Here is a 24,903-nt window from a genome sequence, read left to right on the forward strand (position 1 = left end):
CGAAAAAATGAAATCAAAAATAATAACAGCAGTTTTGTCCGTAATGCTTTTGGGAGCATGCGTGGACAACCCAAATGTAACCGAGGATATTTATTTGAATACGCCAGATCCGACAAAAAGTTGGGTAAAAGGTCTGGAAAGGCAATTGGCCATCACCATGAATTCAGTATTGATCAATACCGAAATGGTGTCCGATAATTATTTTAATAATTACACCCTTTACAGCAAGGTATTTGATATACCTCAAATCGATTATACCGATATTGATGTAAACGACCTGCAACAAGAAATCGGAAGATTACGCGAAATGGCAACCTACGGACTGGAGACGGTAGCCGTAGCAGACGAAAATGTTAACCAAGAAAACATTGCTTACATGCACTTTTGCAAAGGTTTCGCCTTTCTATTGGGAGGGGAGAACTTTGTAGGTCTGCCAATGGAGTCCCTGGGGGCAGTATCGGACTGGAAAACTTTGCTGAACGGAGCCATCGAGGAGTTTGAAGATGCAATCGATATGGCCACAGATGCAAACCATATCAACGCATTTAAAATGTTCCAAGCCAGAGCATATTATCGTTTAGGGGATTTGACCAATGCAAAAAACATAGCCGAATCATTGACTGCAGATGAATCATTTTTGTTCACAATCGGTTTTGATGGTGAAAACGGAGTGGTGAACGAAATGCAAAATGCTACATTTACCAGTATGCAAAATAGATTTGCTCCGTTGCCAAGGTTGGATTACCTAGACCCTAAATATTACGATCAGGGCACCGCTGTATCCGACCAAAAACCAATTAGCTTGGCAAAGGCAGAAGAGGCATTTCTAATTTTGATGGAAGCCTATTTGGCAGAAAATAATGTAGCCAGCGCAAAAGCTACTGCGTTGGATCTATTGGATGTGGTTGCAGCAAGACCCGTGGCACAAATAGATGACTCCCGGGAATTGCGGAATGGAACAAACAGAACGGACTATCCGTTAACCGCTGTTGCCGTTCGTGCAGATGCCGATTCAGAATTCGAAAATGATCTGGTATTGGACCGTCAGGCCGGGTTTATTCCAGTATATACCGTATCTGGAACTAAGGTTACCATAGAGGATATTGAAGCAGCTAGTTCTGTGGACGAAATGTTGTACCTCACTTATTTGCTAAGGCAAGAAATATTCATTAGCGAAGGAAGAAGAATGAACGATCTGGGTATTCGTTTTCCAGTTTCACAAACAGAACAATTGAACAATCCAAATGTGGACGAATCGTTCACACAGGCGGTGATTCCTAGTTTTATTCCCTTAAATTCAGGTTTGGACGATTTTACGGTTGATGAAACTACAGGAAACGTGACCGTTGCTTTTGATATGAATAAAGTTATCGTTAACAATAAAGCCACAGCAGATGTTGTTCCGTTTCAATAATATAATTAAGGTATTGGGGTTGCTACTTGTAGTGACCCTAAATGCCCAAACAAAGCCAGAACATGTAGTGATTATAAGTATAGATGGATTTCGATCAGAGTTTTATCTGGACAATACCATGCCCACACCAAACCTTCAGGAAATGGTGGATAAAGGAGTTGCGGCAAAGGAGGTCACAGGTATATTTCCGACCGTAACCTATCCGTCCCATACTACTTTGATTACCGGTAAGACCCCAGTAGAACATGGTATTTTTTATAATACCAAAATGAGCGAAAACGGAAGTTCCGGAGGCTGGGTGTATGATTTTAAGGAGGTCAAGGCCAAAACCTTGTGGCAATCCGTTAAAGAAAAAGGATTGACAACAGCTGCTGTTTCATGGCCAATTTCTGTGAATGCGGACTATATCGACTATAATATTCCCGAGTTTTGGTCCTTTACAAATCCTATGGACAGAAGAATCGCCACGGCTCAAAAAGCCAATCCTAAAGGATTGTTCGAGGAGGTGGTAAAGAATGCCACGGGAACATTGGAAATAAACGATTATAATCTCTCTTCCTTGTCCATGGATCAAAACCTGGCACGGATCGCAGGTTATATTTTGAGGGAGTATAAACCTAACCTTTTAACGATTCACCTACCCATTACAGATGGTGCACAGCACAAGGTAGGTCGTAAAGGACTGGGCGTAAGAAAAGCAATATCAGGTGCAGATAATGCCATTGGGATAATACGCGATGCATTGCAAAAAGCCGGCATTGAAGATAAGACCACCATTATCGTTACCGGTGATCATGGTTTTGTGGATGTACATTCGCAAATAGCGCCAAATGTACTTTTGGCCAGAATGGGGTTATACAATAAAAATAATCCAAAGGCTTGGTTTTATTCCGCAGGAGGGTCCACGTTTCTCCATGTAAAAGATTCGAATAACAAAAAAATGATAGAACAGATAATGGAGGCGTTTGATCAATTGCCCTTAGAGGAAAAGTCCACGTTTAAAATTATCGACAGGGATAAAATTGCCAAAAGGGGAGGAGACCCAAATGCGGTTTTAGCTCTTAGTGGAAGTAAAGGGTATTTTTTTACCAATGATGCCGATGGCCCCTTTATTAGTACCAAAAAAGGTGGGAAACATGGACATTACCCAGATTTTCACGACATAGCTACCGGGTTTGTTGGGTATGGTAAAGGCTTGGAAAAAGAAATGCTCATAGAAAATATGTTCTTGGAAGATGTGGCCAAAATTGCCGCAACATTGTTAGGGGCGGATATAGATCAACCAGAAGAATACTATCATGTAGTTTTAGAGTAATACATGTTAGTCTTGTTTAGTTCGTTTAAGTTGTTTGCCCGGTAGAAATACCGGGCATTTGTATTATTAACTATACGATTACACCTCCCTATTTGCCATAAGACATAAAAATATTGTCCTACACAATACCTTCTATTAACCGATATTTTTGCATTCGTTGTACAACTCGTTCCAAACCCTGTAACTTTACAGTAATAAATAGTGGTCCATGACAAGTACCGAACAGAAATTAAAAGAACGTGTTAAGGAGTTGACCTGCCTTTACGAGGTAACTTCCATTATTGTAAATTCAGGATACGATGAGCTCACTACTTCGTTGGAAGCTATTGCCTATTGTTTAAAGCGAGGATGGCAATTTAAGGACGATGCCGAGACCAAATTGTCCATAGGTGATTATCAAGTACAGACAAGCGGGTTCGACGAACATAGAGTTTGCCTTACTTGCAATGTCATTGTCTTCAACAAGGTCGAAGGAACTATTTCCGTAGGTTATCCCTCACCCAAATACACCATGGAAGATTTTCTGGAAGAAGAGCAAACACTGCTCAAAAATGTGTCTTTGGCTGTAGGTAATTTTATTGAGCGCAAGCAAATCCATGATACGGAGCAGGAAACTAAAAGACAATTGGAGCGCAATGATCGACTTCATATTTTAGGCGAGATTACTGCCGGAATAGCCCATGAGCTAAATACCCCGTTGGCCAATATTTTGGGATTTGCCGAATTGTTGATGGATGGGGCAACCGATCCACAGACCAAAAGAGACCTGCAAAAAATAATGGACAATGCCATTTTTAGCCGTGAGATCGTTAAAAAATTAATGTTCTTTACCTGCGAAATGCCCGATCAAATGGAGCCCGTTGACCTGATCAAGGTAATCGAAGATGTGGTTCGGTTAATGGGACCATCGCTCAGGGCAAAAGAACTTAAAATCATCACAGCTTTTGAGCAAGATCATCTTTATATACGTGCCAATACTGTTCAGCTTACTCAAGTGTTCTTCAATTTAATAATGAACGCGGCCTATTATTCACCGGTACAGGGGGAAATAAAAATAGAACTCATTGGAAAGACCAATACGACTGTTATAAATATTATGGATCAGGGAGAGGGAATTTCTCCGAATATCGAAAATAAAATATTTGAACCTTTTTATACTACCAAACCGGTGGGAGAGGGGACAGGTTTGGGGTTGAGCGTGGTCCACGGCATAATTAAAAGTTACAAGGGCACCATTGCCCACAAACCCAATACGCCAAAAGGCACTATTTTTACCATTGAGTTTCCTAATTAAGGGTATATATGGCACTGCACAAAGAAAACATTTTGATCGTTGACGACGATATTGGGATATTGGAACTTTTAACGAGAAGATTAAAGGACCTGAATTTTCATGTTTTTAAAGCAATTTCAGTTAAAGAGGCCGTGTTTATTCTAAAAGATACACCTATAGATCTTTTAATAACGGATATACAAATGCCCGAAGTGGACGGGGTTCAATTATTAAAATTTGCCAACGAACACTATCCAAATATGCCCAAGTTGGTAGTTACCGGATACCCCTCTGTGGATGGCGCGTTGGAAGTGGTTAAATCGGGTGCGATGGATTATTTGACCAAGCCTTTCACCAAAGAAGAGCTCAAAACTGCCGTGGATAGAGCATTGTCCCAAGGGCGTAAAACAGACAAACCTTCGTCCTCTGCGACTAAAATTAGGGTAGATGCCCATTTTAAAGAAATGGTGGGAGAATCCGTGGCTTTTGATCAAGTTAAAACTATTGTCGATCGGGTTAAGAACAACAGGGCCACTGTTTTGATCAATGGGGAAAGCGGTACAGGGAAGGAACTGGTCGCCAGGGCAATTCATTATTCGGGCAAGTATGCGAAAAAACCATTTGTGGCCGTAAATTGTGGTGCCATTCCAGAGAATCTTCAAGAAGCTGAACTCTTCGGATATACCAAGGGTGCTTTTACTGGGGCCGACCAAAATCGTGATGGATTTTTTCAGGCAGCGTCGGGGGGGACACTCTTTTTGGATGAGATAGGAACGGCCAGTTTGGATGTACAGACCAAACTGTTGAGGGCGCTTCAAGAAAAGGAGATTACAAAAGTGGGCTCCAGGACCGTGGAGAAAATAGAACTAAGGATCGTTGCCGCAACCAATGTTGATCTTGTGGAGGAAATCAGAAAAAAGAATTTTAGGGAAGATCTATATTATAGATTGACCGTTGTTGAGATCAATGTGCCTCCATTGCGTGATAGAAAGTCAGATATTCCTTTATTGGTGGACAAGTTTCTCCAAAAGTACGGAATCGAATATAGAGATCGCTTTGTGCGCATAGACCCGGATGCCCTTAATATATTGGAAAGATATGATTGGCCAGGAAATATTAGAGAACTGGAAAATGTGATCCAACGGGCCGTGATCATGGCAGATGGCCATATTTCCATAAAGGATTTGCCAGATTATTTAAAATACGAAATTCAATTTCCGGAAGACGAATTGATACCTTTAAAGGAAATGGAAAAAAGGTACATCCAAAAAGTACTGGCTCATACCGAAGGCAACAAGACCAAAGCAGCCGAAATTTTACAGATAACCCGTAAAACCCTCCGGGACAAACTGGATTAATTTGGATAGCTTTTGACCAATTGGTTCAAAAGTGACCACTTCCCATATAACTTTCAATGCATACATAAAGTTTAATAATCTGATTATTAAGCACTTGAACAGAATCAGCTTTTTTGTGTCTTAAAGGGTATGCCATTTGTTATACTGTTGCCAAATAAAGTTGGTAACAACGAACTAAATGTGGTAACAATGATAGGATCACCGTAAAGCACGATCAAAAGGACTGAAGATGAATAATTCCTGATGGTCAAAAACAATTGTGGAATCTACAGACCTGGAAACCATAGGTCCATCTCAAGTTATTTCCTTCATTAAAAAACAAATACAACTAAAAATCAATAATCCAATGAACGAATTTGTTCGGAGCCTTTGCTCGACCTGTATTCATAGATCGTATTGCTCGTTGAGCAAAAAAAGGACCCAGATAAGTCTGTGCAACGAATACCATCATTTTATGGAAGATAACCAAGAGCCTACCATAATGATGTCGGATGAAATGTATTAACAATCAAAAAAAGAAGGTAGAAGTATCTTAAAATTACATATGACAACAACGATAACATCAGAGAAGAAGCAAAAAAAGCAAGGGATGCTGGATAATGTTATGCGTCAATTCAACAATGCCGCTGACATTATAGATTTAAACAAGAATATCAGAAAAATCCTTGAAGTGACCAACAATGAATTTGTGGTCCACTTTCCGGTCCGTATGGATAATGGCGAGGTAGAAATTTTTACAGGCTACCGTGTTCAGCATAATAATGCCCTTGGGCCATATAAAGGAGGTCTGCGATATCACCCAACTGTGGATATCGATGCCGCACGGGCCTTGGCCATGTGGATGACATGGAAAACTTCTTTGGCAGGATTGCCCTATGGTGGAGCCAAAGGAGGAATCCAGCTAGATCCGACCAAATATTCCCAGGACGAGTTACAACGGATCACCAGACGGTTTACCTATGCCCTGGGTGACAATATAGGACCTGAGCTAGATATACCAGCTCCGGATGTAAACACCAATCCACAGACCATGGCCTGGATCTTGGATACTTATATGTCCACAAAATCTCCCAACGAGCGGTCCAAGAATTTACACGTAGTAACCGGTAAGCCCATTGGAGCGGGTGGTTCCGAAGGTAGGGATAGAGCTACAGGGTATGGTGTTTTCTTGACCATTAAGTTTTGGGCGGAACACAAGAACATTTCACTAAAAGGTAAAAAATTCATAGTGCAAGGTTTTGGTAATGTTGGATATTGGGCATCCCATTTTCTACATGAAGAGGGGGCCTTACTAACTGCAGTACAAGACGCCTATGGAAGTATTTACAATGAGTCCGGTATTCATCCTGAGCAACTTTTGGACTATGCCAAGGCCAATAAAGGGAGTATACTAGGTTTTAGTGGTGGCAATCCTGTGGATAACGCTAATTTTTTTGGGTTGGACTGTGATATTTGTATTCCAGCAGCTCTTGGCAATCAGATTACGGTAAAAAATGCACCACAAATAAAGGCAAGCCTTATCGCGGAAGGCGCAAACGGGCCTACAGATGTAAAGGCCGAAGAAATACTGTTAAAAAATGGGGTGGACATTATCCCGGACATTTTATGTAATTCAGGAGGTGTCATCGGTAGTTATTTTGAATGGCTGCAAAACCGTAACGGAGAGATTTGGCAACTGGATGAGGTGTTGGAAAAGCTGGAGAAAAAGATGAGGGAATCCTTTAGTAAGGTAATGCAAAAAACAAAAACCGAGAAAATCGATGCACGGACCGCTGCATTTGTAATTGCTATTGAGCGACTTGAAGAAGCCTATGTACAAAGAGGTATTTTTCCTTGATCAAGGAAAAATTACCAAGTGAAGTATGATGAGGTTAACAATAATTTTATAAGAATGACACAATGAAATATGGGAGTTTGATAATTGAAAAAAAGGAGTATGTTCTTCTCAAACGGCTGATAAACCTTACTGGTTACCATAAAGACGATACCTTTAAACGATCTGTGGGAAAACTTAGAGAAGAGATGGAATCAGCACAGATTTTGGATGGGGAAGATATGCCCAAGGATGTCATACGCTTCAATTCATGGGTCACGATCACTTCCGAAAACGGATGGCACAAGAAATTCAAATTGGTAATGCCGAGCAAGAGTAATGTTAGGAACAATCATATTTCCATTTTGACTCCTATGGGGGCATCGGTAATTGGTTATGCACAAGGAGATACCTATTTATGGGAATTTCCTTCAGGTGTTCAGCAATTGACCATTGAGCATATTGAGCAAGAAAACGAACCTATAGATATAAACATGGTAATATGAAACAAGTAGGTAGACCATATTATCACGAATCCATAAACAATATTCTTAGTAAAAAGGATAAATTGGAAATAGGTAATTGGACGGATAACATGGAACTGATCAATGAAGAGTTGCAATACCTCATCCCATTGGAAAAGCGACTTTTGGGCAATGCAAGCCTTCAACAAAGATTATTGGCATTGCAAAGGGAAAACCAACTGCGATTGGGGACCCTATACCGGTACGAACGGAACATGGCAAATGCCATAGAATGCGATACCTTGGAATGTGATGCCTATTACTTGAATACACATGAAAAAAACAGGGATGGCTACATGGAGCATTTAAAAAACTATTCACAACTTAAATTGATGTTGTTTTCCAAAATTTTGGACCGATACAAGAATAATTGAAGTAAGAGGCAACAATTACTGGTAGGTTGGTTTAGTAGGTTACTGGTAATCATTCCTGTAATTAAATACGATAAGGCTGTCTAAAAAGTCAATGGCTGTCAACCTGAAACAAGTTCAGAATGGCGCATTTCACTACTTTTTAGACGGCCTTTTTTAATGGTTAAATACAGCAGGTATTAGCGTTATAGAATAGCTGTACTTTTTGGGTTTTATTTTATATTCATCATGTACCTCTGCTCCCCACGAATTATCGCCGCCAACGCCCATTTGCAAATAGTCTATATTCCACTGCAGGTTTTCTCCCAACATAATGTCCGCTCCATGTTTTTTGGTTACTGGCACCAAACCTGATGCCGATGCTGCACCGTCTGTATTGGAATCAAAATCAAGTTCTTTCATCCCAAAAGGCCAAACACTGCAATTTAGGAGGGTATCACCAACTACTTTTAAGGATAGTGTATTTGCACGCAGTTCCATCCACCTTACTGAAGTTTTATTGCCCGTTTCTTGGGGCCTTGGATAGCGGTGAAATTGTTTAGTCGTATTTCCAGAGTATTTTCCAAGTTTAAGGCCCGTTTGCCTATCCCAATACCCTTCTTCAGGGCCTTTTCCGTACCAATTGACCCTATTAAATGTCCTGGGCAAGGTTAGGTAAAGACCCAATCTTGGAATATGGGGCAACCCCTTCTTTTTGGGCTCAAAACGGTAGGTGAGTTGTAAGTTCCCGTTGTTCATGAGCTTATAGCGAATCTCTACTTCAGCCTTTTTTTTAGGCAAAGAATATTGAACCGTGTAGGCCACATGATCATTGATTTGCTTAGGCTCCTCTATTAGCACAGCAGTATATCCATAACTGGCATCTTGCCAGAATCTTGCCCATTTATCCATTCCATTGCCCAGGTCATTGTCCGTTGGTGGTCGCCAAAAGTTTGGTCGTATAGGCATTTCGGTAATGGTTTGTCCCTGAAACTTCCAAGAAATAATATCGCCGTTTTCTCTATCTAATTGTAGAGAAACAACATTGTTGGTTATTTCAATGTTTTTTTCCGAGGTAGCTACGGTAAATATGGCATCAGAACCGGTTTTGGGTATGGTGGTTTTTCCGTTTTGCAATACAAATTGATCCCAACCAATTTCAAAGCCTTTGTCCAATAATTCCGTTGGCGTATCCTGTAACAGGCTAACTTCTAAAAAATACTCTACTCCTTGTTGCCAATTTTCAAGTAATTGCTTTACCTCAATCTTTTCTTTGCCTTGTGGAAGAACGTTTATTTTCTTATGGATTTCTTTAATGATGTTTCCATCTGCCAATAGCCGTATCCGGAATGTTTTGTCTGAAAAATCCGTAAAAAAGTTTTTATTGGTTACCTCTAGGATGCCTCTTCCCAAATAATTGAACTGTACCGGTTCATAGACTTTTTTTACCTCAGTTAGATGAGGGTGTGGATTACGATATGGATCTACTAATCCATTATTCAAAAAATTACCATCTGTGGGTAAATCTGGATGGTAATCGTGACCATAGGCTAAATAGGGGTTGCCATTTTTGTCCTTATATTCCAAGGCTTGATCCACCCAGTCCCAAATATAACCTCCCTGTAGGCTGGGATATGCCTCTATTATATCCCAATAGTCTTGTAGGTTCCCCACGGAGTTTCCCATGGCATGGGCGTATTCTATCATTATTGCTGGTTTGTCCGTACTGGATTCTCCATGCTCTATTAGGTATTTTGGCTTTGGGTACATAGGGCAATAAATGTCGGTATAGTCCCCTTTTTGGGCCGGCTCGTACTGTACAATACGGTTGTCTTCCCTATTTTTGAACCATTGGTAGGCTGTTTTGAATATACTGCCGTGACCTGCCTCGTTACCCAAGGACCAAGAATAGATAGATGGATGGTTACGGTCTCTGTAATACATCCGTTCTATCCTGGCCATATGTGCTGGTAACCAACTCTTTTCGTTCCCTATTTGGGTGTTATCATGAATTGCCAATGGATGACTCTCTATATTGGCCTCATCAACAACATACAATCCATACCGATCACAAAGTTCTAACCAGTAGGGATCGTTGGGATAATGAGCACTTCTTACGGCATTGATATTATTTTGCTTCATCAATTTAATATCCTGTTCCATACTTTCTTTAGAAACCACATGCCCCGTAAATGGGTCGGTCTCGTGTCTATTAACACCTTTTATCTGTAGGGGCGCTCCGTTGAACAATACTTGAGCGTCTTTTATTTCTACCCGCTTAAACCCTATTTTGGTGGTAATATATTCATTGTTATTAGGGTTTATATCATCACTTAATTTAATTTTGAGCTGATATAGGGCAGGATTTTCCGCAGACCATTTTTGTACGTTTTTTATGTTTTCGGCAAAGGTTACGGGTACGGTACGCCCTTTGGGGATTTCAATAGTTTTGTTGAGTTCTAACACTACCTTTTCCTGGTTCCGTACCACAATAGACAAGTTTCTTAGCGCGTTTTTATCCAAAGTGTTCCTTAACCATAAAGTATCTTTAAGAATACCATTTGTATAAGAGTCGTCCAAATTAGTATAGGAATAATGATCTGCTATGTGGACCTTTGGCCTGCTATAGAGATAAACGCCGCGCTCGATTCCACTCATTCGCAACATGTCTTGACTTTCTAAATAACTGGCATCGCTCCAGCGGAACAATTGTAGTGCGATTAGATTTTTTCCCTTGGAAACATAATTAGAGATGTTGAATTCCGCAGGGGTCTTACTACCTTGGGAATACCCTACATATTTTCCGTTTATATAAACATACATGGCAGATTTTGCGGCTTCAAAATGCAATATCAATTCTTCCGACAACATGTCTTCGGTTAAGACTACCTCTTTTCTATAACTACCTACAGGATTATAATCCGTAGGGATGTTGGGCCATTCGGTATCGAATGGGTAACGTTCATCCAAATAAATTGGATGGTCATATCCTTGTACTTCCCAATTACCAGGAACGGAAATCGTTTCCCACTTACGATCATCAAAAGAGTTGTGATGAAAAGTAAGTGGTCTTTTCCTTGGATCTTTCACAAAATGAAACCTCCACTTTCCATTTAAATTCAAAAAACGTCTGGAGTCTTCCTTTTTTTGAACGAATTGGGATTCAAAAGCAAAAAAATGGGCCCTTGGAGGCAATTTGTTCTCCTCAAAAACAGTGTGGTCAAAATGGTTCTTTTGCGCAGGAATCGTTGGCAATTCGTTTGGAACACACCCCCAAAATCCTATAGCCGTAATCGTGAAGAGGATTTTTTTAAAATTCATCAAATTAAATAAGTTTACCGGATTTGCATATAATCTTCTCCTAATATTTTTTCTAGGTAGCACAGTAATTCTTCCGCATTGGCCTTATTAAATACCATTGGCGGTTTTATCTTGATCACATTATGGTCCGGTCCGTCGCTGCTTATTAATATAAAATGCTCCTTCATACGGTTTACCAAGTATTCTGTTTGATCTGGTAGCGGCCGTAGTGAAGCGTCCACCAATTCAAAACCTAGAAAAAAGCCTTCTCCCCGTACTTCTCCAATAATTGGGAATTTTTGGGCCAACTGTTGCAATCCCCGTTTTAAGAAACCACCAATTTCCTTGGCGTTTTGTTGTAACTTTTCTGTTCTTATCGTTTTTAGAACAGCGGTTCCTATTGCGCAGGAGACGGGATTACCCCCAAAGGTGTTGAAATATTCCATGCCGTTGGCAAATTTTTCCGCTACATTGGCCGTACAGGCCACTGCAGCAACGGGATGTCCATTGCCCAACGGTTTTCCTATGGTTACGATATCTGGTACCACACCATGCAACTGAAACCCCCAAAACGTAGTGCCGGGCCTGCCACAACCAACCTGCACCTCGTCCGATATGCAAAGTCCGCCTGCTTTTCTCACATATGCATAGGCTTGGGACAAAAATCCTTTGGGCAGTTCAATTTGTCCGCCACAGCTAATAATCGGCTCAACGATCAAGGCCCCAACACCTCTTCCCTGTTTTTGTATGCTTTTAACAAGCTTTTGCACCTCTTGCGCATATTGCCCTCCTGTGTCTGCACCTCGGTACTTGCCCCTAAATGCATCTGGCAGTGGAAAAATATGGGTGTGTTCTGGGGCTCCATTGCCGCCTTTGCCATCAAATTTATAAGAACTTATGTCTATACAGGTGTTGGAGTTACCATGGTATCCAACTTCTGAGGCAATAATATCTTTCTGCCCCGTGGCGGCCTTTACCATTCTAATGGCCAGTTCGTTTGCCTCACTACCCGAGTTAACAAAATGCAAAACACTTAATTCCTTAGGTAAGGTTGCTATTAAGGCCTGGGCCAGGGTTACTATATTTTCATGTAAATACCTGGAATTTGTATTGAGCAAAGCCATTTGTTCTTGGCCTGCCTTTACTACAGCAGGATGTTCGTGACCTACATGGGCTACGTTATTTACGGTGTCCAAATACTTGTTACCATATGGGTCTAGAAGATAAGCACCGGCACCCCTAACTATTTTTATAGGCTCATTATAACTTAAGCTCAGGCTTTTTCCTAAATGCTTTTTTCGTTGTGCCAAGAGCTCTTTGTTGGCTATACTGTTTGTTGTACCTAAATTTTTTAACTGGAACAACGTATTGGGGTCTGGACAAATGCTTTTCCAGATATCCGCTTCTCTAGCATAAGCGACTCCGGGAAAATCTGTTTTATTTCCTAAAAGGGAAAGCATGACTTGAAAATGCAAATGGGGCGACCAATTGCCATTTTCGGTAATGTTGCCCAGATAACCTATCCGGTCCCCCTTCTTAAGTTTTTGACCCAATTTTAAATTCGTGACCGATTGGACTGACAAATGTCCGTAAAGGGTGTAGAATTCGAATGCTTTGGTTTGATGCTTTAGAACTACAAGTCCACCATATTCCTTATATCCGGCATCATTTTCTACAATTATTACTTCTCCATCCAACACGGTATGTACCGCCGTATCTTCTGGTAGCCAAAAATCCAGACCAAGATGTATGGTTCGGCTTTCTCGCCCTTGGTTCCCAATTTGGTCATAAGTAGGCGATGTGTATACCGTACGCGGTTCCAAGTAGCCGCCAGCAGGAATTCGGTCTGGGTGTTTTTGTAGAAGTCGTTCTATGCGATAATTAAAATAGTGAATATCCTCAAAATCTTGCTGATGCCCCAACCACGTACTGGAAACGCTCAAATCCAAAGGGTATGCTTTATGCCGTATTTCCGAAGGAAACAACTCCGATAGACCAATAGAGTTTTGTTGGGCCCATTGTTCAAAAGCTTTTTGTTCCGGATGGGGTTGGTAACCACATGCCTTTCTAAAACTGAAATGGGCAAAATCTGGATGTATCGTGTGCCATTTTTTTAATAGTTGCCATGCCGGTTTTTCACTGATGAGCAAATAGGTATTACCGGGCTCTTTTAGCTTGTTCATAGCAGATTTGGTAACGGAAATCACCAACCGCATGGCAATTAGATCATATAGGTGGGGTAGTTCTTCTTCCCAAAGAGAAAAAGATTGATGGTATCCCGAAATCAAGGGTAAAGCGGCATCCAGGGGATTTTTATGGTGCAAAATGGCATATGCACAAGCTACCGCCAAGTCATTAATGGTCTGGGTATGGACCGCATCTCCAAAATCAATAACCGTTTTGACCTGCGGGTCCTTTAAGCCATGGGATACGATAATGTTATTGTCATTCGCATCGTTGTGTACAACACTTTTACGAAGGGTGTTATAGATGGGTAGGTTCTTTTGAAATCGATTTTGAAAATAAGCCAGGATTTCTTGCTCTTCCGGTTGGAACAAATGCAGGTATTGTTGGGTCCATAACGATTGGGCCACATCCCATTCAAAATCCCGATGGGCGCTGGGATGGCTAAAGTCCAATAACGCTTGTGTTAGTTTTCCGCCCAGTATGCCAAGTTTGTGGCGCAGTACGCTGGTTTGTGGGTTTACTTGGCTCCAAACCCTTCCTTCTACCCAGGTTAGCAACCGAACAAAACGTTCTCTTCCCGAAGCATCTTTAAACTTTGCCATGGCGTTCCCTTCTAAATCCATTACCACTCTTGGGTAGGGTGTTACTTTGTCCGTGTCTCCTACATGTAGAAGTATTTTTTGTTGAAAATCCAGATAAGCCGAATCCACGCCCGGACGGGATATTTTTAGAATGTAATTTCCCTTTTGTGTATTAATTTTAAAATTAAAATCTACTTCGCCGGGCAATGGTGCTGCTTTACCGGCTATACCAAACTTTTCCAGGGCCAATTCAGAGGCCTGTTGTGTACTGATCTGTAAATCTTTATAAATCATTCTATTCTTCCATTAGCAACATGATGATATGGGCTGCACTCCAACTAAAATTTTTGGCATACAACCCTTTTCCCGTTAACGGGTGATAGTTCTCACGAATTGAAATTCCTTTTTCCATTACGCCCTCCGCACCTTCTAATATTTGCAAGGTTGCCTTGTGCGCTTCGGCTTCAAATCCATAATTTTTTAATCCCTTTACGCCAAAATAGGATTGATCCAGCCAATTGGGTCCTCTCCAGTAACCGTTCATGGGATCAAACTTTGGATGGTCCTTGGACATGGTCTGAAAAGGAACTTTTACATAAAATTTTTCGGGGTCCATCATTTTATTTTTTATGGTAGTGGCCTGTGCTTGAGTAGCTACTTTTGCCCAAAGAGGAATCCAACCTTCACTGCCTGCTCCTTTTACAAAAGTAGTACCGGACAAGTCCGTATCGTAAAACCAACCATCTTCTGTATTGTAAAACTGTGATTGAATTTTCGATTTCAGCATCTCCGCTTCGGCTATATAAGTTTCATGATCTGATGATTTACCTATGACCTTTGCCAGTTCTGCTAGGTATATTTTTTCTGCATACAAGTAGGCATTAAGGTCAACACTTTCTTGGTTCATGGAATATGCACCTTCTCCGTTTTTTACCATTTGGGTCGCATCGAACCTAATGGCATTATCCATACCGCTTTCCCATTTTGCCGCTAGTACCGTCCCGTCCGTAGAACCGTATTCGCATATACCGTCTTGGTCATGATCTCTTTTGTTGTACCACCATTGATGATATTTTTTTAGTTTGGGATACATTTCTTTTAAAAATCCCTTATCCTGGTCCTTTTTAAATACTTTGTATACCGCCCAAGCAGATAATGGTGGTTTGGTATCTCTTAGATTATGGGGCTCAATTGTGGTATCCCTATAAACACAATCTATGATAAAGCCATCTTCTAATTGAAAGTCGTACATCGCTCTTATTTGTTCCTTGGCCAATTCCGGGTTAAAATAGGAAAGTCCGGCCGCATGTTTCCAAGAATCCCAAGACCAAAATCCATGGAACCATTCGTAATGGTAACTGGGAAAAAGGCCTTGGTGCCGCAATTCACCTGCTGGCACACGCCAATTGTTCTGAAGCGTTAACAAAGTTTTGGCCAATACCTCTGCATATCGATCATCTTTGAATTTCGTATCGGTATTTTGGAATAGGGTATCCAATTGGTTTTCTTTTTCCCTGATCCGATCTTGGAGAACGGTATCAAAATTTATTTTATCCAATTCTTTATTTTCCTTTATTGGATCATATTCTGGAAAAATAAAGCTTTGTGCCACAATAGATTCGTTAGAAGTTTGAGGTTCTAAGATTAAATGTTGTTCCATGCTAGTATAGCTTAGGCTTCTTACTTCCTTTAGTTTGGTGTTGGAGTCTAAAAAACGGATATACCCTTTTGCGTTACTATGCTCAGATGTTAATTGGAGGCCTTGATCCGTAGTGGAAAACACAATACCATTGGCAAATAGGTTACCTGTGTAGCGTAGGTTTAAAGCGATAGGTTTTTGTGACACATTAGTTATTCTGGTCTGTTGAACAGCCGTATGCGGAGAAAGGTAAACCAGTTTTTGAACAATTGCCAGTTCCCTATCCTTAAATTGCTGCTCCAAATGGCTGGCATAGCTATTCTGAATGGTTTCAGTTGGATTCCACCTGTTGCCATCCGCTAAAATAACCTCTAATTGCGCCAGAGAATTTCCAGACCAGACACCATTTTGTTGGGTCATTAAAAAAGGCCCGGTAAATCCTAATTTATCCGTAACCTTGGATGGAAATCCGTAAGCGAACCAAGCTCCCTGATCCGAGTACATAAGCATATTTCTGGACTCTGGAGTCGTGGGATTCCCTCTAAAATCTAGGATATTCTTGGAAAATCCTATGGTTTTACTATTGGTTGCAGCTGTTTTGGGTTGATGTTCGCAACCCCAAAGCAAAAGAAATACTATGCTGGCCACCGTTAAACCAGAACGACAAAATAATTTATATAAATAGCCCATTGTTGATGATTAAGAAATTAAAACATATCTAATTTTCAACAACAATCTAGTTGTACAAATAAGAAAAAAGGGAAAACAAAAGTGGACGCTGCAAATTAAATAAAATTTTTGAATCTGGTTAAAATCATTATAATTCAATAAGAATACTGTAGTTTAGATTTAAAAATTTTGTAAATCATAAAAAAATATATTGTTTTTGTGTTAAATTATTATTTAGATTAGTTTGTCCTTTTGATTAATTGGTCTACTAAACTTATTAGGTACTGTTTTGGATTCTCTATCGGTTTTTCGGGAAATACAGCAAAAGAACCAGTTTGTGTTCAAACGGTTTTTTGAGGATACCTACGAAGATTTGGTTCAGTACGCCGATAGCTATCTTTTCGAAAAATCGATCAGTGAAGATATTGTACAGGAGGTTTTTATCTATTTATGGGAGAATGCCTCCAAAATTAAAATTGCGACCTCTTTTAATGCGTATCTCTTCACGATGGTTCGCAATAGATGCCTGAATCATCTAAAATCAATAAAAATTACAGATCGCGCCAAGGTTTTGGATATGCAGCATTTTATTGGTACTGATTACGAGTTGGACGTTTTTTCTGAGGAGGATCAACTCATTATACACAATCAAGTACTCAAAGTTGTTGAAATGTTACCATCTAAGATGCAACGTATTGTACGCATGAAATATATCGAAAATTATAAATACGTGGACATTGCCGAAGAGCTGGGAATATCCGTCAATACGGTAAAGACACAATTAAAGCGAGCCAAGATCAGAATTGCTGAACAATTGATCACGGTAATCGCTGTTTTGCTTACCAAGTAGCGATATCGGGTTGTTAAAAACCTCTTATTTTAACCTGTTTTTTAAATTTTTGTCAAAAAATTGTCACCCATTCTTATGATTTGATTGTCTTAGTGGTGAGATATGGTCAAATCGCATGGAATTTAAACTCATTCTTAAAAAGCTGAACAACTCCCTTTCGGAAGAGGAGAGAAAAATTTTTGATGCATGGATAGCTGAATCCGAACGGCACAAAAACTATTTCGATAGGGTAGAAAAAGGATATCTAAAATCTCCCGAATCTGTTGGTATTGATGAAGGTTGGTCCAAACTAAGTTCAAAATTGGCCATAGAACGAAAGAAACGGAACGTAGTTTATATAAAATATGTAGCTGCAGCGGTAATTTTGCTAATCGTATCGCTTCCGTTGGTGTTTAAAAAATCGCAGCACGAACTTCCTATACAACAGGTTGCCGAAAAGAAAATCGAGGTAGGTACGGATAAAGCAACCTTGACCTTGGAGGATGGTACCCAGGTCGCCCTGGAAAAAGGGGATTCCTTTATGCGCCAAAATGTAAGCAGTAACGGAGAGCAATTGGTCTATCAAAAGAGCAGGTCCAGTGAGAATGCCCGATTAACCTATAACACTCTGACCATACCTCGAGGGGGTCAGTTCTATGTTGTGCTCTCGGATAGCACCAAGGTGTGGCTCAACTCGGACAGCCAACTTAGATATCCCGTAAATTTTGTGGATCATCAGCCAAGAAAAGTTGAATTGGTATATGGTGAGGCCTATTTTGAGGTTTCCCCGAGCAGCCTCCACAACGGTACTCATTTTATGGTTAAAACCCAAGGCCAGGAAGTGGATGTGTTAGGAACGGCGTTTAATATTAAGGCCTATCGGGAAGATAGCGAAGTGTCAACAGCCTTGGTGCATGGTCGAGTTACCGTGAATCAGAACGGAAATACGGAGGAACTTGCTCCGGGGTATCAATCAGTGTTTGACCCATTGGCCGGAACCGTTCAGATTGCAAAGGCCGATGTAAACAGTATAGTTGCCTGGAAAGATGGGTTGTTCAATTTTAAGGATATGCCATTAGGCGAAATTTTGGTGACCATTTCTAGATGGTACAATGCCGAAATACAGATAAAAAATCAAGAAAAGGCAGCCATTGAATTCAATGGTATGTTCAATAGAAACCAAGAATTAGAAAAAATCTTAACAATAATCGAAAATACAAATGAAGTAAAGTTAACAACAGAGGGAAACACTATAATAGTGGAATAAAAAAGGGATGAGGCTTAGACCTGGACAATTTAAACGCTCATCCCCGTCAATTAATTAGTACAAACTAACTAACATTTCAAATTTATGAAAACTAAATGTAATGGTATTCCTATATCCTATAGGAAAAAATTATTGATCATCATGATGAGGTCCTTTATCTTTTTGTTTTGCGTTACCGCCTTTGGATTTACCGCTAAAACCGGCTTTTCACAAAACAGGACCGTTGTTATAAATACCGATGCGGAAGTAACAGTGGAAGAGTTATTGGACCTCATAGGAAAACAAACCAATTATTCCTTTATCTACAAGTCTGACCTTTTTGAAGATGCACCCAAAGTTAAATTGGAAAAAGGAGAGGTTAGAATAGGCGATTTACTGGCCAAAAGTCTGGCTTTTGCCAATATTGGCTACAAAATATCAATGGATGGATCTATTTTATTGAACAAATCCCCAGATAATATAAAATTTACGAAAAAAACGGTCCAGCAACAGGTATCCGGAACAGTAACGGATTCGTCCGGAGCCCCATTGCCAGGTGCCACAGTTAACCTCAAAAGTAGTCCTACCACAGGTACACAAACCGATTTTGACGGTAATTATACCATTGAAACGACTGGTTCGGGAGATATTCTAGTCTTCCGTTACCTGGGTTTTTTAACAAAGGAAATAACTGTGGGTAACCAAACGGTGATCAATGTAACACTTGAGGAAGATGCACAGGGTCTGGATGAGGTGGTCATTGTTGGTTATGGTACCCAGAAGAAGAGTGATGTTACTGGGGCCATTAGCTCTGTAAAAAGTGAAGAACTGAACAAGGTAGTGGTTACCAACCCTACCGATGCCCTGCAAGGTAGGGTTTCAGGTGTAACGGTTACCTCCTCTTCGGGCAGTCCTGGTGCCGTTTCCGATGTTCTTATACGTGGAGTGGGAAGTTTTGGAAACAACCAACCATTGTATATTATAGACGGGGTTCAGGCAGATCCCTATTATCTAGATCCCATCAATATTGAATCCATAGAAGTTCTCAAAGATGCCGCTTCGGGTGCTATTTATGGAACAAAAGCAGCCAATGGCGTTGTGATCATTACAACCAAAAAAGGTAAGTCCGGAAAACCAAGGGTCGAAATAAATTCAAGCTATAGTATAAACAGTTCCCGAGAAATTATGGAATTATTGGATGCCGATGGATATGTCCAAGTTCATCAGCAAATGTATGCCAATGCCGGAGCCGAGTTGCCGAACTATGTGACCAACCCTCCCAATTTTAACACCGATTGGGTAGACGAAACCGATAGAACGGGATATTTAAATTTGTTGAATGCCCGTATCAGTGGAGCATCCGAATTTTTTAATTACTCCATTGCAGGGAACTATGCCGATGAGGAAGGTATACTTATTGGGTCTAGGTTCAATAAAAAGGGTATTACCGCAAATCTAGGGGTTACCAAAGGTAAGCTGAAGATCCAGACCAACTTAAATTATAGTGAGACATACAGGGAACCTTATAAATTTTCGCTTCGTGAAACTTACTTTATTTCGCCATTGATCCCGGTATTGGACGAGACCAAACCTTCTGGTTATGGTTATAGGGATGGTGATCTGCCCGATCACAGAAATCCGGTTGGCGAAAACGAATTCTTGGAGCAGTACAACAAGGCAAAATACTTTTTAGGCACCGTAAATGTTTCCTACGAAGTGCTGAAAGGTCTAGTGGCCGGCGCCAACCTTTCCTATTCTGTTAGGGACTCGTTCGAGTTTGCCTTCCACAAACCGTTTCAAGTAAGGGCGGCACAGGAAGAAGGCCGAGAGTTCGCATTCATATCCGAGTACGACAATGAGTTTAAAAGGTACAACCAAGAATATACCTTAAAGTACGATTTCAATATTGATGAAAAGCATGACTTTCAATTGTTGGCAGGTTACCAACGTATTAGAGAACCTTACAAATGGAATTATACCCAGGCCGAAGGCTACAAGATTCAACGAGAGGTACAGGATGGAGCCATTGTGGAAGAGCGCGTTCCTGCCGAAATATTAGATCCCAATTTTAGAACCCTAAATGCCTTTAACGATGGTACGTTCTTTTCTCAAGGAACAAATGCAGAATATAGCCTGGCTTCACAATTTGGAAGAATAAACTACGCATTTGATGACAAATACCTGTTCCAGGCCAGCGTACGTAGGGATGGAAGTTCAAAATTTGGAAACAATAACAAGTATGGTGTTTTCCCATCCTTTGCATTGGGATGGAAACTTACCAGTGAGAACTTTATGGAAAACCAGAATGCTTTCGATTTTTTAAAACTAAGGTTTAGTTGGGGACAGGCCGGTAACGATAGTGCACTGGGCTACTACGATTATGTTGCTTTGATATCCCAAGGTAAAAGTCAAGACGATGGAGGGTACGTATTTGGAAATCCACAGACCTCTTACCAAGGAAGTATTGCAAGAGAGTTACAGAACGACGACCTTCAATGGGAAACCAATACCTCTTATAATTTAGGACTCGATTTTGCATCGATGGGCAATAAGCTCACAGGAGCGGTTAATTATTACAATAGTTCCACAGAAGATTTATTGATTACCAAAGTAGTATCTCCTGCGGCCGGGGTAAACAATCCCGTAGTCAATGTAGGAGAGTTTGAGAACAGTGGGCTGGAATTTGAGATTGGCTACACCAATAAAGATGGTGCTTTTAATTATTCTGCATTTGCTACACTTACCACGATTAATAGTGAAGTAACCAAGTTGAGCAACGAAGATCAGACCATTTATGGTATTGGGCTGTTGTTCGGCTCGGATCATTTTGTTAACCAGACAAAGATCGGTTATGAGCCCGGAGCGTATTTCTTGCCAGTAGCCGACGGAATTTTCCAGAGTCAGGCAGAGATTGATGCGCATAGTGTAGATGGTGTACCGATTCAACCAGAAGCAGCACCTGGGGATATCCGTTTTGTAGATCAAAATGGAGATGGGGTCATTAATTCCGATGATGAAGTCTACCAAGGTTCCGCAATCCCTGATTTTGAATATAGCTTAAACCTAAGTGCGGATTATAAAGGTTTTGATGTGAACGTGTTCTTCCAAGGCGTTGGGGGTGCCAAAATTTATAACGGAAACGATTTTCGTTTAATGAGTATGGATACCGGTAGAAATTACCGAAAATCCGCTCTTAACGCATGGACACCGGATAACACCAACACAGACATACCACGTGCCGTGCTCGGTGATCCCAACAGGAACAACCGTGCATCTACAAGGTTCTTGGAAAATGGTGATTATTTAAGGGTCAAAACAATTTCTTTGGGGTATTCGTTGCCAAGAACAACATTGGAGAAGATCGGGATCAACCGTTTAAGGTTGTTTATGACCGGGCAGAACTTATTTACGTTCACAAACTATAGTGGTCTGGATCCAGAAGTAGGAGCAAGTATCTCCGGGCAGAACCAGAGCATATTATCAAGAGGTATCGATTTAAACCTGTACCCTAAGACCAAATCATTCATCTTCGGAATGCAATTGGAATTTTAATTAAAAAGAATAAGACATGAAAAATATAGTACAAATGTTTGTCGCAAGCATGTTCATGTTTGCAATACTCTCCTGTGATGATGATGAATTTTTGGAGCAACAGTCTCCGGACCAATTAACGTCTTCATCGTTTTGGAGAAATGTAGAAGATGCTGAATCGGGGCTGGTGGCTGCCTACTCAGAACTGGAATCAAGAAGTAACTTTTGGGATGGATGGCAAGAAGGAAGACCTGTAGTGGAGTATTTTCGTTCGGATTACGCCTTACCAGGTCCGGATGCATCTAATTATGCCCATTGGATGTCTATCTTCAATTTTAATTATACCAATGGCCATACTTTTTTAAATGTACTTTGGACCACCAACTATAAAGGACTCAATTTTGCAAATCAGGTAATATCCAAAGTGGGTCAAATGACACCCGAACAAATTTCAGAAGCGGATAAGAACAGGATTATTGCCGAGGCCAAATTTTTGAGAGGGTACTATCATTTCAAATTACTTAGTCTGTACGAGCAGATTATTGTAAGGATGGAGGAGCTCAGTCCGGATAACCTGGATAGTCCATTGTCTACCCGTCCAGAGGCATGGCAAGTAATTTTGCAAGATTTCCAAGAAGCGGCATCCAATTTGCCGGAAACGCGTACCGATGCAGATACGGGACGGGCCACCAAAGGCACGGCATTGGCCTATTTGGGTAAGGCATATCTATATAAAGCCGGAGATGCATCGTCCGCAGAGGGCACAGATATGGATAATGCTGTCGCAGCACTGGAACAAGTGGTGGAAAGCGGAGTTTATGATTTGTTTCCGGATTTTGTTGGCAATTTCAATGGCGAGAACGAAAACAATCAAGAAGCCGTTTTTGAACTTCAATTTAAGAGTGGCGATGCTACTTCGTGGAACGCTAACCGACTACATGCGTTTATTGGTGACTGGTGCATTGGTGGATGGGGAGGTATCGAGGCCTCCTACGACTTGGTCGACCTTATGAAGAGCGAGGGGATGATTGCTTCCAACGGTTTGTACGATAACCGATTGTACGGAACCCTTTATTTTAAAGATGATTATTACAATGATACAGAAACCAATGCAATGCAAGGATTTACATGGGATGTTCTTGTATCCGATACTTACGGCAGCCCAGACGCAAAAGATGGCAGTGCATACTTTAGGAAATGGTTGCCCAATTATGTTTGGGACAACGGTTATATTGGAATCAATTTAACTTTAATGCGCTATGCGGATGTACTATTGATGTATGCCGAAGCACTGAACGAGACCGGTAGCACTGCTTTGGCCATACCAATAATAAATGAAATACGGGAAGTCCATGGTTTAATGCCCCCAACCACCGCTTCAACACAGGAAGAAGTGAGGGAACAGATTATACACGAACGTATTATGGAGCTTACCTTGGAGTCAACACGATTTTTTGATCTAAGGCGCTGGGGCATGTTAGATCAGGCTATGCAAGCGGCCGGCAGATCTGGATTTAGTGCAGCGGAACATTCTTATTTCCCTGTCCCTCTATCCGAAATTCAAGCCAATCCAATGGTAGGAGAATAAATTCAAGTTAATTTAATTCAGTTTTGAGTTTAGTTTTTGCACCTAGGAGTTTTTTAACTCTTAGGTGCTCTTTTTTTAAATACTAAAAGCTCATCAACTACTCATCAAAACTAAAAGAAAATAGAAACTGTTATCGGCTCTGGGCCTATGATGATTTGCTGTAGGTTTAAATTGATCAAAGTTATTTGATTTTGATCTCTTTTGCACCTTGTATTTTTTTGCTTACCTCAGGATAGGTGTCCTGAAAGGTTTTGAATATAAAATCAATAGGAACATCTTCAAAGTGACCGTAATCCTCCATATACTCCATAAACTGTTTGTTGTCCCTGTTATATTCCTGAAAAATGGAGTCTTGAGTGCCATCAAACTCCAAGGGAGCAACATTATAGCGATCACAGAGCTCTTTGTTAAAAGCAGGCGAACATTTGAACCATTTGCCATTGAAGAATACATCTACCAAACCATGTGGGGCTATTTCGTGCGAGCCCAAAGTTTCTTCTAAGTGTTCCGTCGCGATATGGTTGGCCACTTTGGCCAAACGTAATCTGGCAGGTATGTGCAGTGCACGGAGCCCTGCTACATATAAAATAGCTTTATCGATACAGTGGCCTACCGTTTTTCGGGCAATGGCACTGGCTTTGTAATGCGCAGGTGTCAATCCAATATTATATGGGTTGTAACGCCAACCGTCTCTAACTTTAAGATACAAATGCTCGATTTTTTCCTGGTCGGAAACCAAATTTTTAATGCTCTCCACCATTTTTTGAATTTCTGGACTGGAATGATCAAAGTAAAAAGTCTCCTGAGTGTATACCATAATTTTAAAAGGAAAGGTTTTTGGTTAAAGTTCTCTTTTTAAGATAAAATTTTTGGAACTAAATGTTTCTCGTAAAGATAAACTATCAAATTAATTAGATAATTCTTTTCTGATTATTTCCAGTAAGGGATTTATAAAAGTAATTATTATAGTAAACAGTTATTGAAACTCAACTTGAGTTGAAGGGTATAGGAGACATTATACTGCATTTTAAAGGTATGAACATTTAATTGAAACTAATAAAGGCGATAGGCTAAATAATATAATTGTGTGCCATTGCTTCCAATTGAATTGACCATATAACATTGAATTTAAATAGTTGTGGGAAAAAACTGTAATAATGTATGGATCAAGAGGTTTTATGCAGATTTTTTGAATTGAATAACAACAGGAACGACCTATTAGACACAACAAAGTTCGAAGATGACAACAAAAATATGTATACGAGGGCTTTAAGAGCTTTTTTTGT

General features: G+C 40.5%; 16 protein-coding genes. 12 read left to right on the forward strand and 4 right to left on the reverse strand.

Annotated elements, in window-relative coordinates; translation table 11 throughout:
* Positions 1 to 7: 7 nt before the first annotated feature.
* The 8 genes from MJO53_RS12400 to MJO53_RS12435 all read left to right on the forward strand — a co-directional run bounded on the left by MJO53_RS12400 (position 8) and on the right by MJO53_RS12435 (position 8,071).
* Positions 8 to 1,414, forward strand: a complete 1,407-nt coding sequence (locus MJO53_RS12400) for a tetratricopeptide repeat protein (protein ID WP_224834933.1) — start codon at positions 8 to 10, stop codon at positions 1,412 to 1,414.
* Positions 1,415 to 1,427: 13 nt separating this feature from the next.
* Entirely contained in the window at positions 1,428 to 2,729 is a 1,302-nt protein-coding gene (locus MJO53_RS12405; protein WP_252079298.1) for an alkaline phosphatase family protein, read from the forward strand.
* Positions 2,730 to 2,937: 208 nt separating this feature from the next.
* Entirely contained in the window at positions 2,938 to 4,023 is a 1,086-nt protein-coding gene (locus MJO53_RS12410) for a sensor histidine kinase (protein ID WP_252079299.1), read from the forward strand.
* Between the two features lie 8 nt (positions 4,024 to 4,031).
* Positions 4,032 to 5,360 carry a sigma-54-dependent transcriptional regulator gene (locus MJO53_RS12415; protein WP_224834930.1) on the forward strand — a complete coding sequence of 443 codons (1,329 nt, stop codon included), beginning with the start codon at positions 4,032 to 4,034 and terminating at the stop codon, positions 5,358 to 5,360.
* A gap of 259 nt (positions 5,361 to 5,619) precedes the next feature.
* Entirely contained in the window at positions 5,620 to 5,865 is a 246-nt protein-coding gene (locus tag MJO53_RS12420; protein ID WP_252079300.1) for a hypothetical protein, read from the forward strand.
* 39 nt (positions 5,866 to 5,904) lie between these two features.
* Positions 5,905 to 7,197: a Glu/Leu/Phe/Val family dehydrogenase gene (locus MJO53_RS12425; protein WP_252079301.1), complete on the forward strand. Its 1,293-nt coding sequence runs from the start codon at positions 5,905 to 5,907 to the stop codon at positions 7,195 to 7,197.
* 62 nt (positions 7,198 to 7,259) lie between these two features.
* Positions 7,260 to 7,679: a GreA/GreB family elongation factor gene (locus tag MJO53_RS12430; RefSeq protein ID WP_252079302.1), complete on the forward strand. Its 420-nt coding sequence runs from the start codon at positions 7,260 to 7,262 to the stop codon at positions 7,677 to 7,679.
* Positions 7,676 to 8,071 carry a hypothetical protein gene (locus MJO53_RS12435; RefSeq protein ID WP_224834926.1) on the forward strand — a complete coding sequence of 132 codons (396 nt, stop codon included), beginning with the start codon at positions 7,676 to 7,678 and terminating at the stop codon, positions 8,069 to 8,071. The genes MJO53_RS12430 and MJO53_RS12435 overlap by 4 nt, the downstream gene beginning before the upstream one ends.
* Positions 8,072 to 8,224: 153 nt before the next feature.
* On the opposite strand, the gene MJO53_RS12440 is transcribed toward MJO53_RS12435, so the two are convergent.
* Genes MJO53_RS12440 through MJO53_RS12450 form a run of 3 tightly spaced genes read right to left on the reverse strand, consistent with a single transcriptional unit; the run spans position 8,225 to position 16,444 of the window.
* On the reverse strand, positions 8,225 to 11,368 hold the full coding sequence (locus tag MJO53_RS12440; RefSeq protein ID WP_252079303.1) for a glycoside hydrolase family 2 TIM barrel-domain containing protein: 3,144 nt from the start codon (positions 11,366 to 11,368) through the stop codon (positions 8,225 to 8,227).
* A gap of 14 nt (positions 11,369 to 11,382) precedes the next feature.
* Positions 11,383 to 14,409, reverse strand: a complete 3,027-nt coding sequence (locus MJO53_RS12445) for an aminotransferase class III-fold pyridoxal phosphate-dependent enzyme (RefSeq protein WP_252079304.1) — start codon at positions 14,407 to 14,409, stop codon at positions 11,383 to 11,385.
* A gap of 1 nt (position 14,410) precedes the next feature.
* Positions 14,411 to 16,444, reverse strand: coding sequence for an MGH1-like glycoside hydrolase domain-containing protein (locus MJO53_RS12450; RefSeq protein ID WP_252079305.1), 2,034 nt, complete (start codon positions 16,442 to 16,444; stop codon positions 14,411 to 14,413).
* Positions 16,445 to 16,712: 268 nt separating this feature from the next.
* Between MJO53_RS12450 and MJO53_RS12455 the strand changes: the two genes are divergently transcribed.
* From MJO53_RS12455 to MJO53_RS12470, 4 genes are all read left to right on the forward strand, one after another.
* Positions 16,713 to 17,273 carry an RNA polymerase sigma-70 factor gene (locus MJO53_RS12455; protein ID WP_224834922.1) on the forward strand — a complete coding sequence of 187 codons (561 nt, stop codon included), beginning with the start codon at positions 16,713 to 16,715 and terminating at the stop codon, positions 17,271 to 17,273.
* 115 nt (positions 17,274 to 17,388) lie between these two features.
* The gene (locus tag MJO53_RS12460; protein ID WP_252079306.1) at positions 17,389 to 18,519 is read left to right on the forward strand and encodes a FecR family protein; all 1,131 of its coding nucleotides are present in this window, start codon (positions 17,389 to 17,391) and stop codon (positions 18,517 to 18,519) included.
* A gap of 84 nt (positions 18,520 to 18,603) precedes the next feature.
* Positions 18,604 to 22,050 carry a SusC/RagA family TonB-linked outer membrane protein gene (locus MJO53_RS12465; RefSeq protein WP_252079307.1) on the forward strand — a complete coding sequence of 1,149 codons (3,447 nt, stop codon included), beginning with the start codon at positions 18,604 to 18,606 and terminating at the stop codon, positions 22,048 to 22,050.
* 16 nt (positions 22,051 to 22,066) lie between these two features.
* The gene (locus tag MJO53_RS12470; RefSeq protein WP_252079308.1) at positions 22,067 to 23,617 is read left to right on the forward strand and encodes a RagB/SusD family nutrient uptake outer membrane protein; all 1,551 of its coding nucleotides are present in this window, start codon (positions 22,067 to 22,069) and stop codon (positions 23,615 to 23,617) included.
* A 181-nt stretch (positions 23,618 to 23,798) separates the two neighbouring features.
* On the opposite strand, the gene MJO53_RS12475 is transcribed toward MJO53_RS12470, so the two are convergent.
* Positions 23,799 to 24,434 carry a transglutaminase-like domain-containing protein gene (locus MJO53_RS12475; protein WP_252079309.1) on the reverse strand — a complete coding sequence of 212 codons (636 nt, stop codon included), beginning with the start codon at positions 24,432 to 24,434 and terminating at the stop codon, positions 23,799 to 23,801.
* Positions 24,435 to 24,903 lie beyond the last annotated feature (469 nt).

Origin of the sequence: Flagellimonas marinaquae (genome assembly GCF_023716465.1) — a bacterium.
Taxonomy (GTDB): Bacteria; Bacteroidota; Bacteroidia; order Flavobacteriales; family Flavobacteriaceae; genus Flagellimonas; species Flagellimonas alginolytica.

Bases quoted from the DNA above. Each gene is read 5' to 3' on its own strand.
- MJO53_RS12445 (WP_252079304.1), bottom strand. From the start codon at position 14,409: ATGATTTATAAAGATTTACAGATCAGTACACAACAGGCCTCTGAATTG.
- MJO53_RS12430 (WP_252079302.1), top strand. From the start codon at position 7,260: ATGAAATATGGGAGTTTGATAATTGAAAAAAAGGAGTATGTTCTTCTC.
- MJO53_RS12440 (WP_252079303.1), bottom strand. From the start codon at position 11,368: ATGAATTTTAAAAAAATCCTCTTCACGATTACGGCTATAGGATTTTGG.
- MJO53_RS12415 (WP_224834930.1), top strand. From the start codon at position 4,032: ATGGCACTGCACAAAGAAAACATTTTGATCGTTGACGACGATATTGGG.
- MJO53_RS12450 (WP_252079305.1), bottom strand. From the start codon at position 16,444: ATGGGCTATTTATATAAATTATTTTGTCGTTCTGGTTTAACGGTGGCC.
- MJO53_RS12425 (WP_252079301.1), top strand. From the start codon at position 5,905: ATGACAACAACGATAACATCAGAGAAGAAGCAAAAAAAGCAAGGGATG.
- MJO53_RS12435 (WP_224834926.1), top strand. From the start codon at position 7,676: ATGAAACAAGTAGGTAGACCATATTATCACGAATCCATAAACAATATT.
- MJO53_RS12470 (WP_252079308.1), top strand. From the start codon at position 22,067: ATGAAAAATATAGTACAAATGTTTGTCGCAAGCATGTTCATGTTTGCA.
- MJO53_RS12400 (WP_224834933.1), top strand. From the start codon at position 8: ATGAAATCAAAAATAATAACAGCAGTTTTGTCCGTAATGCTTTTGGGA.
- MJO53_RS12475 (WP_252079309.1), bottom strand. From the start codon at position 24,434: ATGGTATACACTCAGGAGACTTTTTACTTTGATCATTCCAGTCCAGAA.
- MJO53_RS12465 (WP_252079307.1), top strand. From the start codon at position 18,604: ATGAAAACTAAATGTAATGGTATTCCTATATCCTATAGGAAAAAATTA.
- MJO53_RS12410 (WP_252079299.1), top strand. From the start codon at position 2,938: ATGACAAGTACCGAACAGAAATTAAAAGAACGTGTTAAGGAGTTGACC.
- MJO53_RS12460 (WP_252079306.1), top strand. From the start codon at position 17,389: ATGGAATTTAAACTCATTCTTAAAAAGCTGAACAACTCCCTTTCGGAA.